The 13,091-nt window shown below is 38.9% G+C and carries 11 protein-coding genes; 4 read left to right on the top strand and 7 right to left on the bottom strand.

Annotated features, from left to right (window positions below):
* The first annotated feature begins 8 nt into the window (after nt 1–8).
* From C8P64_RS14820 to C8P64_RS14810, 3 genes are all read left to right on the top strand, one after another.
* Nucleotides 9–698 (top strand): LOG family protein, encoded by a 690-nt coding sequence (locus C8P64_RS14820; protein WP_108172850.1) that lies wholly within the window; start codon nt 9–11, stop codon nt 696–698.
* A 77-nt stretch (nt 699–775) separates the two neighbouring features.
* Nucleotides 776–3,586, top strand: coding sequence for a gluzincin family metallopeptidase (locus tag C8P64_RS14815; protein ID WP_245889710.1), 2,811 nt, complete (start codon nt 776–778; stop codon nt 3,584–3,586).
* Between the two features lie 194 nt (nt 3,587–3,780).
* Nucleotides 3,781–6,180 carry an alpha-ketoacid dehydrogenase subunit alpha/beta gene (locus C8P64_RS14810; protein WP_108172973.1) on the top strand — a complete coding sequence of 800 codons (2,400 nt, stop codon included), beginning with the start codon at nt 3,781–3,783 and terminating at the stop codon, nt 6,178–6,180.
* A 160-nt stretch (nt 6,181–6,340) separates the two neighbouring features.
* Here C8P64_RS14810 and C8P64_RS14805 read toward each other — a convergent pair whose 3' ends face one another.
* Entirely contained in the window at nt 6,341–7,180 is an 840-nt protein-coding gene (locus C8P64_RS14805) for a 1,4-dihydroxy-2-naphthoyl-CoA synthase (protein ID WP_108172849.1), read from the bottom strand.
* A gap of 109 nt (nt 7,181–7,289) precedes the next feature.
* Nucleotides 7,290–7,694, bottom strand: a complete 405-nt coding sequence (locus C8P64_RS14800; RefSeq protein WP_108172848.1) for a DUF2059 domain-containing protein — start codon at nt 7,692–7,694, stop codon at nt 7,290–7,292.
* 149 nt (nt 7,695–7,843) lie between these two features.
* Between C8P64_RS14800 and C8P64_RS14795 the strand changes: the two genes are divergently transcribed.
* A complete protein-coding gene (locus C8P64_RS14795; protein ID WP_108172847.1) occupies nt 7,844–8,296 on the top strand; it encodes a hypothetical protein in 453 nt (150 codons plus the stop codon).
* On the opposite strand, the gene C8P64_RS14790 is transcribed toward C8P64_RS14795, so the two are convergent.
* The 5 genes from C8P64_RS14790 to C8P64_RS14770 all read right to left on the bottom strand — a co-directional run bounded on the left by C8P64_RS14790 (nt 8,290) and on the right by C8P64_RS14770 (nt 12,993).
* Nucleotides 8,290–9,126: a CvfB family protein gene (locus C8P64_RS14790; protein WP_108172846.1), complete on the bottom strand. Its 837-nt coding sequence runs from the start codon at nt 9,124–9,126 to the stop codon at nt 8,290–8,292. The genes C8P64_RS14795 and C8P64_RS14790 overlap by 7 nt on opposite strands.
* Before the next feature lie 99 nt (nt 9,127–9,225).
* The gene (locus C8P64_RS14785; protein ID WP_108172845.1) at nt 9,226–9,570 is read right to left on the bottom strand and encodes a DUF2853 family protein; all 345 of its coding nucleotides are present in this window, start codon (nt 9,568–9,570) and stop codon (nt 9,226–9,228) included.
* 68 nt (nt 9,571–9,638) lie between these two features.
* Nucleotides 9,639–11,372, bottom strand: a complete 1,734-nt coding sequence (gene menD / locus C8P64_RS14780; RefSeq protein WP_108172844.1) for a 2-succinyl-5-enolpyruvyl-6-hydroxy-3-cyclohexene-1-carboxylic-acid synthase — start codon at nt 11,370–11,372, stop codon at nt 9,639–9,641.
* A 50-nt stretch (nt 11,373–11,422) separates the two neighbouring features.
* The gene (locus C8P64_RS14775) at nt 11,423–12,574 is read right to left on the bottom strand and encodes a chorismate-binding protein (protein WP_108172843.1); all 1,152 of its coding nucleotides are present in this window, start codon (nt 12,572–12,574) and stop codon (nt 11,423–11,425) included.
* The gene (locus C8P64_RS14770; protein WP_108172842.1) at nt 12,571–12,993 is read right to left on the bottom strand and encodes a PaaI family thioesterase; all 423 of its coding nucleotides are present in this window, start codon (nt 12,991–12,993) and stop codon (nt 12,571–12,573) included. The genes C8P64_RS14775 and C8P64_RS14770 overlap by 4 nt, the downstream gene beginning before the upstream one ends.
* Nucleotides 12,994–13,091 lie beyond the last annotated feature (98 nt).

Raw genomic sequence — 13,091 nt, 5'->3', positions numbered from 1 at the left:
CAAAAAGAATGAAGACACATAATAAGAACAAGGCCTGGAATGAGATAAAAACAAATGATTCCTGGGCGATCTTTAAGATCATGGGGGAATTCGTAAACGGTTACGAAAAATTAAGTCAGATTGGTCCCTGTGTTTCAATATTTGGTTCGGCCAGAACCAAGCCAGACATGAAATATTATAAGCTGGCAGAAAAGGTGGCTAAGAAAATCGTAGATCATGGTTATGGTGTGATCACCGGCGGTGGTCCCGGGATCATGGAAGCAGGAAACAAAGGTGCACATCTTGCCGGAGGTACTTCGGTAGGTCTTAATATTGAGCTTCCTTTTGAACAACACGATAATCCATATATAGATAATGACAAAAGCCTGGATTTCGATTACTTCTTTGTTAGAAAGGTAATGTTCGTGAAATACTCTCAGGGCTTTGTGGTTATGCCTGGAGGATTTGGAACTTTAGATGAGCTTTTCGAAGCGATCACCCTTATACAAACCCATAAGATCGATAAATTCCCGATCATCCTTGTTGGCAGCGAATTCTGGGGTGGCCTGGTAGATTGGATCAAAAGCACCCTGTTGGATAGCTTTCAAAATATTAGTGCTGCAGACATAGATCTTGTTCAGGTAGTGGATACCGAAGATGAAGTTATTGAAATACTTGACCAATTCTACGGCGAATATAATCTTAGTCCTAATTTCTAGTTAAACGGACGGTTGAAGGAATTAAAGATTGATTATATTTAGCCCTGATTGCTTATCAGTTCTAAATCTATTGCTAATTGAAACACCTTCAGTTTTTCCTGATATTTTTATTTTTTTCAGGATGTCTTTCTTCTCAGAATGCCATCGATGTTAGCGCACGTCTTATTGATAGCACTCACACGATTAGTATAGACCAGAAGATCAAGTTCGTAAATACCGAAAACAGGGAATTAGTAACGATTTACCTGAATGACTGGAACAACGCTTTCAGCACTAAAACATCAGCATTAGCAAAACGTTTCGCAGAAGATTATGCGAGACGTTTTCATTTTGCTAAAGATCATGAAAGAGGACATACCACCATCCACTCAATTAAGGAGAATGGAAATTCAGATCTTGACTGGGACAGGCCCGGTAATGTAGTAGACCTGCTAAGAATTAAGCTTCAGAAGCCATTAAAACCAGGGGATTCCATCAACCTGAATTTAAGCTATGATCTTAAAATTCCTGATGATAAATTTACCAGATACGGTCGCGACAATGAAGGCAACTATAAGTTAAGATACTGGTATATGGTGCCTGCGCCATTAGACAATGGCTGGAAACTTTACAGCCACAAAGACCTGGGTATGCAATATGTAAAACCATATAGCATTAAACTAAAAATAGATATCCCTACCGAATATTATGCGGCTTCTGCATTGAATCTTCGAAGAACCCAAACCAGACAGGGATTTAAAACCATTAATTTTGAAGGAGAGCAAAGAGTAGATAGCGAACTCTATATTACCAGATCCTTTATTTTCGAATCTATTAGTACGAACGGGAACCAGGTAATTACCAACATTAAGGATGAAGATATTCAGTTCGACATAAAGAATACGCTTCTGGAAAGAACCGTAGGCTTCCTGGAAGACAGGCTCGGCGAATATCCACATAAGAATATTTTCATTACCCAGGAGGATTATCTAAACAGTCCAATTTATGGTCTTAATCAATTACCCAGTTTTATAAGACCATTTCCCGATGGATTTCAATATGACATAAAACTATTCAAGACCATCACCGCCCATTATCTTAAGAATACTATTTTCATTAATCCAAGGCAGGAAAAATGGGTGACAGATGCCATTATGGTCTCACTCATGATGGATTATGTGGATACTTATTATCCTAATATGAAACTTATTGGAAGCCTGAGTAAGATCATAGGTATTCGGTGGTTTCATCTGGCAGACCTGGAATTTAACGATCAGTACCAGTTCCTCTACATGAACATGGCCAGGCTAAACCTGGACCAGCCTCTTACAACAAGCCAGGACTCGCTGGTGAAATTCAATAAGAATATTGCGAATGCTTATAAAGCCGGGGTTGGTTTAAAGTACCTGGAAGAGTTCCTGGGAGACGAATCGGTTAGTGAGTCTATTTCAGAATTTTATAAAAAATATAAACTGAAAAGGGTTACCGATGAAGATTTTGCGGAAATTCTTCAGAAAAATGCTACCAAAGATATTTCATGGTTTTTTGATGACTATGTAAACACTAACAAAAAGATCGATTTTAAGATAAAGGATGTTGAAAAGCTTGGAGATTCATTGAAGGTGACCATTCAAAACAGGCGTGACAATAACATGCCCGTAAGCCTTTACGGCCTTAAGGACGGGAAGGAAGTATACAAGACCTGGGTTGAAAACGTGCGTGATACCCTGAGCGTTACTATACCAAAAGATGACATAGAAAGACTGGCCCTCAATTACAACCAGGAAATCCCTGAATTTAACCAGCGAAATAACTATGCCGGGGTTACCAAGCTTTTGGATAAACCAATTCAGTTTAGATTATTGCAGGATGTTGAAGATCCAAGATATCACCAGGTCTTCTTTATGCCTGAATTTGATTATAACCTTTATGATGGGGTGTCTATTGGACCTAAATTATATAATAAGACCATCCTGAGCAGAACCTTTAATTTCGCTATTTCACCTAAATATGGTTTTACCAGTGAAACTCTGGTTGGTTCAGCTTCCATTTATAATGCACATCAGTTCGAAAATAAAGAACTATATGGTATCTATTACGGGATTGGTGGGACAAGATTTTCCTATGGGTATGACCTGTTCTATGAAAAATTCACGCCTTTTCTAACCTTTTCTTTTCGTAACTCTTATTTAAGAAGCAACGAACGTCAAAGATTATTGCTTAGAAACGTGAACGTTCGCAGGGATCAGAATCCAGAAGCGCCGCTTCTTCAGCCAGACTACAATGTTTTTAATGTAAATTATAGCTACAGCAATCCTAATTTTCTAAAGCATTTAACCGCTTCTTTCGATTATCAGCTTTCAGATAAGTTCAGTAAAGTAGCTATTACTGCAGAGTACAGGAAACTATTTACCAACAACCGCCAGATAAACCTTAGGTTTTTCTCCGGAGCCTTTTTATATAATGATGCCAGGTCTAACGACTACTTCAGCTTTGCCCTGGACCGACCAACAGATTATATGTTCGATTATAATTATTATGGTCGTAGCCAGGGCAGCGGACTGTTCAGCCAGCAGATCATTGTGGCTGAAGGTGGCTTTAAGTCCCAGTTACAGCCAGAATATGCTAACGAGTGGATCGCCACGGTAAATGCAAGCACCAATATCTGGAACTGGATCTATGCCTACGGTGACGTTGGGGTTGTAAAGAACAAGGGAGAAAGTGGTGAATTATTATTTGATTCTGGAGTGAGGGTAAGCCTGGTTCAGGATTATTTTGAACTCTTCTTCCCCGTTTATTCAAGTTTAGGTTGGGAAGTAGGACAACCAGATTATGATCAAAGGGTAAGATTTATTGTAGCTCTGGATCTGAATACGTTAATAAGGCTGTTTACCAGACGTTGGTATTAAGCAAAAAATTAAATATTAAATTATCCCTATCTGAATTTCGGTATTATCAACGAATTCGGAATAATGAAGTATTTAATTCTAATATAAATATCAAATAAAGGTTAAAATTGCATTATTATCAATTTTAGCTCAAAAATTTGAATTGTATTTAATCATACTTTTCGTTACATTTGTTACCATCCAAAAATATGTTCATGCAAAGCGAAACACAAACTGAAAATTCAATTTCATTTGATGAATTTAAGTCTCAAGTGCTTAAAGATTACAGAACTGCTGTTACCAGCCGTGAGTGTAGCCTTTTAGGACGAAGAGAGGTGCTTACCGGGAAGGCGAAGTTCGGAATATTTGGTGACGGAAAGGAAGTACCACAGTTAGCCATGGCCAAAGCTTTTAAGAATGGGGATTTTAGATCTGGATATTACCGTGATCAAACCTTCATGATGGCGATCAACGAACTTACACCAGAACAATTTTTTGCCGGCCTTTATGCCGATACCAATATAGAAAACGAACCAATGTCTGCAGGACGCCAGATGGGAGGTCACTTTATGACCCACAGCCTGGATGAAAATGGAGAATGGAAAAATTTAATGGAGCAGAAAAACTCCAGTTCAGATATTTCTCCAACTGCGGGACAAATGCCTCGATTACTTGGGCTTGCTCAGGCTTCGAAGATCTACCGAAATGTAGACGGAATAGACGCTACTAAATTTTCTGATAAAGGAAATGAGATCGCCTGGGGAACCATAGGAAATGCTAGTACCAGTGAAGGTCATTTCTGGGAAACCATCAATGCCGCGGGAGTACTACAAGTACCTATGGTAATGAACGTATGGGACGATGAATATGGGATCTCTGTTCATGCAAGACATCAAACCACAAAAGAAAATATTTCTGAAATTCTTAAAGGATTCCAGAGAGATGAAGAAAATAAAGGTTACGAGATCATGGTCGTAGAAGGCTGGGATTATCCCAAGCTTGTAGATACCTATGAAAAAGCGTCAGCTATTGCCAGAAATGAGCATTGCCCGGTGTTAATCCATGTGATCGAACTAACCCAGCCGCAAGGGCACTCTACTTCAGGATCTCACGAGAGATATAAATCTGAAGAAAGACTTAACTGGGAGAAAGAGCACGATTGTAATCTTAAGTTCAGGGAGTGGATCATAGAAAATGATTTCGCTACCGCAGAGAAACTTGATGAACTTGAAAAAGAGATAAAAAAAGAGATAAGAACAGCCAAGCATAATGCCTGGACAGCTTATCTAAATCCTACCCTAGCTAAACAAAAAGAACTGGTAAAATTACTGGACGATGCTGCTAAAGCTAGTGCGAATGGGAATTTTATCAAAACGATAAATAAAGAAGTTGCCGGAAATAAAGAACCTCTTAAAAAGGATCTTGTTTCTGCCGGTAGAAGATGCCTTAGATATTTGATTGGTGAGGAATCTGCTGAAAAAGCTGCTCTTATTAACTGGCTAAATGATTTTGCCGATCAGGCGCATGAAGACTATGCCGCTTATTTATATAAAGAAGAGGACACACAAGTAGAAGTATTACCTGATTATGATGAGGAAGCTGAAGAAGTTGACGCGAGAATCGTTCTAAGAGATAACTTCGATGCTATTTTCAGCAGCAGGCCTGAGACCCTGATCTTCGGGGAAGATTCCGGAGAGATCGGAGATGTTAACCAGGGACTTGAAGGACTTCAGAAAAAGTATGGTGAATTCAGAGTTTCTGATACCGGAATTAGAGAAGCTACCATTTTAGGACAGGGAATTGGAATGTCTATGCGAGGTCTTAGACCAATCGCCGAGATCCAATACCTTGATTATGTAATGTACTGTCTTCAGGGAATGAGTGACGATCTGGCTACCGTTCATTACAGAACTAAAGGAAAGCAAAAGGCACCTCTTATCGTTAGAACCCGTGGTCACAGGCTGGAAGGGATCTGGCATAGTGGTTCGCAAATGGGCGGACTTCTAAACCTTTTAAGAGGAATGTATGTACTTGTCCCTAGAAATATGACCAAGGCAGCAGGATTCTACAATACGCTTTTAGATCTGGATACTCCTGCCCTTGTTATAGAATGCCTTAATGGATATCGTTTAAAGGAGAAATTACCAACGAACCTGGGGCAATTTAAAACACCGATTGGAGTAACCGAAACTGTTAAAGAAGGAACTGATATTACCCTGGTTTCATATGGTTCAACTTTAAGGATTGTAGAGGAAGTTGCTAAAGAATTACAGGAAGTAGACATTAATTCTGAAGTTATAGATGTACAATCTCTATTGCCTTTTGATATTAACCATGATATCGTAAAGAGTGTAGAGAAAACCAATAGGTTACTGGTTATCGATGAAGATGTACCTGGAGGAGCTTCTGCATTTATTTTACAAAAGATCCTGGATGAGCAGAATGCTTACAGGTTTTTAGATAGCAAACCACAAACACTTACAGCTAAAGAACACAGACCGGCATACGGTACAGATGGAGATTATTTCTCTAAACCATCTGCAGAAGATATATTCGAAAAGATATACTCCATAATGCACGAATCTGATCCTAATAAATATCCAAAGCTTAGATAGAGTTTATTAAACCGATTGAAATAAAAAAAGCCATGATATCGAGATCATGGCTTTTTTATTATCCTATATTTTAAACTGTTTAATTACGAGGGAATATAATGATCCACATAATTAAATATATCCACTCTTGATCATATGAGTTTCACTCGGAACCGCTATTTTATGGAATCCACTTCTTCTCAAAATTCGGTTTACGTTTTTCCAGGAATGCATCTCTTCCCTCTTTTGCCTCATCTGTCATATATGCCAGCCTGGTAACCTCTCCTGCAAATACCTGCTGCCCTACCATACCATCATCTGTAAGGTTCATCGCAAATTTCAGCATTTTAATAGAAGTTGGTGATTTGGCAAGGATCTCCTGCGCCCATTCATAAGCGGTATCCTCGAGCTCATCGTGAGGGATCACGGCATTTACCATTCCCATCTCGTAAGCTTCCTGAGCCGAGTAATTTCTTCCAAGAAAGAATATTTCACGAGCCTTCTTCTGCCCTACCATTTTCGCCAGGTATGCTGAACCATAACCGGCATCAAAACTGGTTACATCTGCATCTGTTTGTTTAAAAATGGCGTGTTCCTTACTGGCCAGGGTAAGATCGCAAACTACATGAAGACTATGTCCTCCGCCTACAGCCCAACCGGGAACCACGCAAATTACAGCTTTGGGCATGAATCGAATTAATCGCTGAACTTCCAATATATTCAAACGGTGATAACCATCTTCCCCAACATACCCCTGGTGTCCACGAGCTTTTTGATCTCCGCCACTGCAGAAGGCCCATTTCCCATCTTTTGTTGAGGGTCCTTCGGCAGATAAAAGCACTGCTCCAATAGAAGTATCTTCATGGGCATCATGAAACGCATCCAGTAGTTCTGAAGTTGTTTTAGGCCTGAAGGCATTGCGCACATCAGGACGGTTAAATGCGATCCTGGCTACGCCATTAAATTTTTTATAGGTGATATCCTCGTATTCCTTTGCTACTTTCCAGTCAATTTTAGACATGATTATAATTTTGTAGTAAAAATAGAGTTTTCATTCCATTTCAGAAAAGCAACAATAAAAAAGCCTGCCGTTAATTAACAGGCAGGCCATAATTATAATAAGGTTGTATTTATTCTGAGTATTTAGCTAATAATGGCTGAAGCTCCATTCCCCAGGCCTGGCCGATTTCCATTCCTTTCTTGGTAATTTCAGGAGTGACAGCTACCATTTTCTTCCCAACCGGTGTATCGTAAAACGCAAGTATCTTATCCAGTTCTTCCTCGGTAAAACTTTCAGTATAAATTGAGGCCATTTTTTTATAAAGCTTGGTAGTGCTTTGAGCTAATTCTTTTTTGAATGCTTCCTGGTTATGTTGAGGGACCATTTTAACCAGTGGCTCGGTCATAATTTCGAATTGCTGTCCCGTAGTTAATTCGATCAATTTAATAGCTTTTGCCTCTACAGGGCTGAATTCTTGTGCGAATGTGGTGAAACCAATGCTCAAAACCGCTATCGTAAAAAATAATTTTTTCATTATTCTGTTTTAGGTGATTACTTATGATGCTAAAGTAACTGTTTCAATTAAAAAATCCTTCCCCACCATTTTTTTTGGTTAAATTTATATTTCCATATTTATCATTTTAGATTTGCATTGTTTTTGATAGCTATAGAAAAAGTTAATAAATGAAACTACGATTAACCATATTATTTCTCCTTTTAGGTTTCGGCTTGCAAGCCCAGGAATTCTGGAATAAAAAGGATTTTGAAATAAGTAATCGGAGTATAGATAATACCTGGAGGGAATTCAGTTTTACCTGGCAACAGCAATCGAGCTTTAATCTACCCGATGGTTCTTTTCTTCATTTAAAGGATCAATTCCAAAGCGAAGAGATCGATATGCTTGCGGTAATAGACAAAACCAATAGGAATAAGGTTCAGAGAAAGATAGACCTGGGCTCTCCGCTACCTCAAAGAAAAGAAAGGGAGAAAAAATTATTCGAGATTTCTGGAGATTTTCAAGTAAGGGATCCAAATGATAATTTTATGAATCCCTATTATTCCAATCCTTTCATGAACAATTACAACCAACGAGGCTTTAATACCAGAATATATTCTCCTTATCGTTACGGTTATTGATCTTTAAGATGTATCCCGTCTTCCTTGATCTCGATAAGACGTTGTTTATAAAGATTTCCAGCAGCTTTTTTAAAGCTCTTTTTACTCATTTGTAACCTGTTCTTGATCTCATCTGGAGCAGACTTATCTGAAATATCCATAAATCCACCGGCAGCTTTAAGCCTGTCTAGGATCTTTTGAGCGTTTGGTTCAATACTGCGGTAGCCCGGTCTTTGTAATGTGATGTCTATTTTATTGTCTTCTCTTATCTTCTTGATATAGCCAGTAACAGAATCTCCTATCCTTAACGGTTTAAAAACTTCATCCTGGTAGATCAATCCCAAGTGTAATTGATTTACAATAACATTGTATCCAAGATCTGTTTGATTACTTACCAGTAGGTCTACCTCATCAAATGGTTTTACCGTAAGTTCAGAATTATCTAAAAAGGCATGAACCTTCGAAGATGCTGCCAGCCTGCCAGTTTCCAGGTCCAGATAGCAAAAAACCAGGTATTCATTCCCCGGCTCCATCGGGATAACCTGCTCTTTAAACGGAACAAAAAGATGTTTTTCCAATCCCCAATCCAGAAAAGCACCAAACTTGTTCACCTCCACACAGGTAAGCTTACCAAACTGATCCAGCTTGATCTTTGGCTTTAAAGTAGTTGCCACCGGTCTCTCTTCATGATCCAGGTAAACAAAAACTTCGATCTTATCATAGACCATCCAGGTTTCGGGAACATACTTATTAGGTAATAACACCTCATCCCCTTCTTCATTTTCCAGGTAAATACCGTGATCAGATTCTCTGATTATTATCAAATTATGGAACTCTCCTAATTGGATCATATAATAAAAACTTTAGCTTACAAAGATAGTCTTAATCACAAATAAAAAAATCCGTTTAAGGGAATATCCCAAAAACGGATCTTATTAAGCATTTATATATTATTTATACAGGCTTTCCTTGCCAAAATGTTTGGTAAGCAGGTAATAAACTACCACTCTGTATTTATTTCTGTTTGATTTGCCGTATTTTTCAAGCACCTGGTTTACTGCTTCGTTTACCTTGCCCTCATCAGTCACACCCAGCTTTTTCATCACAAAATTCTTTTTCACGGTCTCAACTTCAGATTCACTGGAAGAAGAAACAGTTTCAGCATCAGCGTTGTATATACTTGGTCCTAACGATTCAGCGATTTTTCTTAAAAGATCTACATCGGGATTAGATTCTCCGACCTTAGATCTTAGATCATCCAGATATTGTCCTACTTTTTCATCAAGTTTACTCATAATTCTATTTTTTAGTTAAACGAGAAGTAAGATAATAATTATGATTCTTAAGAAGTGTTAGACGATGTTTAAGATTTCATAAAATTGAAATATTCCAACAATACTTCATCATTTAATTTCCTGGGAGTAAATATCTCCAGCAGCTTAGGTTTCTCAGATCTTTCAAAAAAACCATTCAGGCTTTCCTTCAGGGTTTCCTCTGAATCTGCTTCGGAATATTCAAAATTATAAAGTTCACATAAAGGTTTTGCCTTCATATCGTGAACCGTTTCAAAGTACTTATCGAAGTTCTCTGAATTCTTATTTCCCGGCAGTATCCTGAAAATTCCACCACCGTGATTATTAAGGACCACTATTCTGAAATTTGAAGGAATATGATTATTCCATAAAGCATTGCTATCATAGAAAAAGCTTAGGTCCCCGGTGATCATTAATACCGGATCATTGCTAATTGCTGCGGCGCCTACTGCCGTAGAAACACTGCCGTCTATACCGCTGGTTCCGCGATTACAAAAAGTCTTTAGACTTGGATCCCACTGGAAGAGCTGCGCATATCTTATCGTAGAACTGTTCCCGAAATGCACGATCGATTTCTTTGGAACTTCCGGTACGATCTGTTGCATAGCCTTGAGATCTGAATAAGGGATCTCGGCCATATACTCTTCATGTCTTTTTTGCCTTTTTCCTTTCACCTCTTTCCAGAACTTACCGTAATCACTTTCAACGGTTTCTGTAAGTGGTAAGAATTCTGAAAAGAAGGCATTCACATCGGTTTCAAAATGCTTGTTCAAGCAAAAGAAAGTGTTGTAGGCCTTTTTAGGATCTATATGCCAGTGATGCTGAGGATTATGATTCCTTAAAAAGGATTTGATCTTCTTTGAAACGATCATTCCTCCAAAGGTCAGAAGAATGTCCGGTTGTAATTTTTTGAAAAGTTCTGCCCGGTTTTCATCTTTTTCGATCGGGCCGATAAGCGTATCTATACGGGTAAAAAACTCAGACTGATGAAGATTTGAAGTTGTTTCAGTTAAAACAATAACACTTGGATCCTTTGCTAGCCGATCAAGAAATTTCTGCTCTACGGCATCAGGCTGGGCTACTCCTACAATTACCATTTTCCTTTTCGCCCTGCTCCATTCCTCTGCGTAATTGCTTAATTGATTTTCAGAATAATGCCTTTCTTTTATCTCCGGAAAAATCTGCAGTGGCTTTACTTCGATATTCTCAACCGTATCATATAATGGCTCATAAAAAGGTACATTTATATGAACCGGGCCTTTCTCTTCTATTGCTTTATTCAGCGCCAGGTTAACCTCTCTCTCGTTATGCTTTTGAGCTTCGAATTGCTTCTGTTGCAATTTTGGATCTAAAGCCTCATTCTCTAAAACCAGTTCAGAATACAGATTTGCGGAATATAAAATATGATTCTCAAAAACATTTTTCTGCCTTATCGTTTGTCCGTCACCAATGTCTATACGTTCCACAGGTCGGTCTGCCGAGATCACCACCAAAGGGATATCACTGTAAAAAGCTTCAGCTATGGCAGGATAATAGTTAAGCAATGCCGATCCTGAAGTACAAACCAGGGCCACAGGCTTCTTTAGCTGCTGGGCCATCCCCAGGGCAAAGAAAGCGGCGCAACGCTCGTCTACTATGCTGTAAGCATTTATTTCATCATGATGCGTAAAACCTATGGTTAAAGGTGCATTTCTCGATCCTGGAGAGATCACCACATGCTTTATATCTTTTGCCACGCAAAGAGCAACAACCGAGCGGGCAACCGGAATTTTAGAGTACTTCATAGATTCCCAAAATTACAATTTACAGGTAATTTCAGGGCTCGTTTTTGAGCTTATTTAACAAGTACCGCTTTCATGGTTTGCGATTTGTTCACGGTTTCCATCCATTCATCGGCTGCATTGGAATCTTTTGTGATCCCTCCTCCAACATAAATCCGGGCATTCCCATCTTTTAATTTCATACACCTTAGATTAACGAAAAGTTCTGTTTGCTTAGAAATAGATGCGAATTGCTGGTTCTCCTGATTCCTTTGATTGGAATTCCTTTTCTGTTCTGTCTTTAGGTTCAATTCTCCTAGGTAGCCCGAGTAAAATTCCCTGGAATGATCTTCATTTTCAAGAATAAAATCCAGAGCTTCCTGTCTGGGCAAGCCACAAACCGCAGGTGTAGGATGAATCGTTTCTATGAGGTCTTTCAGGTTTTCAGGATCTTTAAGATAACCAAAAATATCTGTACAAATATGAAGTAGATTACCTGCCTTGGCCGAATAAGGCCTGGAAGTTTTAATATTCTCAACCCCTTCAAGGTTTTCCAAAGATTCCAGAATATAATCGGTCACGAAAAGCTGCTCCTCTACCTCCTTACTTTCCCATTCCACATCTGTTTCTCCTTTGTATAATTGAGTCCCGGCAAGAGCCATGGTATTGAACTTGGTCCTTTCTACTCGCAACAGTGTCTCGGGAGTTGCTCCAAACCAAAATCCGGTTTGTGGATGAAACCACAGATAGACCATAGCATTGGGATATTTTTTCAGAAGCTTTTTAAAGATCCTAATTGGATCAGGATCCAGGACCTCAACTTGCTCAGACCTGGATAAGACCACTTTTTTGAAATTACCTTCCTTTACTTCATCAATCCCTTTTTGCACTAAATTTTCATGTCTCTTCTGGTCCTCTTCCATGTACTCAAAATCGACTGAATCGATATTCTCTTCATCGGAAGGTATTGCTCCGTCCTCTTCCAGTTGTATATCAAATTCCAATCTTTCAGATTTCTCCGCAGGGATCAAATATGAATCATTTTCAGGATCAAAAGGAGCAAAGACGAATCCGCTTTCAGAAAGGTCCTGAACCTGGTAATTCTCATTATCAAGCTGCAATAATGCCTTCACAATATTTTCTCCCGGTTTGCTATAAGCCACACAGGGCTTATTTTCCCCAAAGTTTCCCTCTAGCTTTCTAAAAAAATCCTTTTGATCGATCATTTCTTTTCTTTTGGCAGTGAGATTGTTGTAAGTTTCACAAGCGAAATTAGATTCGCCGCCTCATCGGTAATTCGTATTTCAAACAATTGGGTAGTTCTACCTTTATGAATAAAAGTAGCTTTTGCATAGACCCATCCCTCCTTGATACTTTTTAAGTGGTTAGCAGCGATCTCGATCCCGCGAACAAAAAAATTCTCGGTATCCAAGAAAATATAACTGGCTAGACTTCCAACGCTTTCGGCTAGAGCCACGCTAGCCCCACCATGTAAAACCCCATCGGGCTGGTGTACACGGGAATTCACAGGCATTTTTGCTACCAAGTAGTCTTCTCCAATTTCAGTGAATTCTATTTCGAGAGTTTCCATCAGGGTGTTCTTGCATACCTTTTTGGATAACTCCAAAAGTTCTTCTTTCGTCATTTTTGATAAGATTGGTTAGAATGTAAAATTACAAAACCGTTAGCGACTTTATCATATTTCTTTCGATCATAAAAAAAGCTGTCCAAAAAATTGGACAG

The sequence above is a fragment of the Christiangramia gaetbulicola genome, from assembly GCF_003054225.1.
Taxonomy (GTDB): Bacteria; Bacteroidota; Bacteroidia; order Flavobacteriales; family Flavobacteriaceae; genus Christiangramia; species Christiangramia gaetbulicola.
This window is presented reverse-complemented; position numbering and strand designations above follow the sequence as displayed.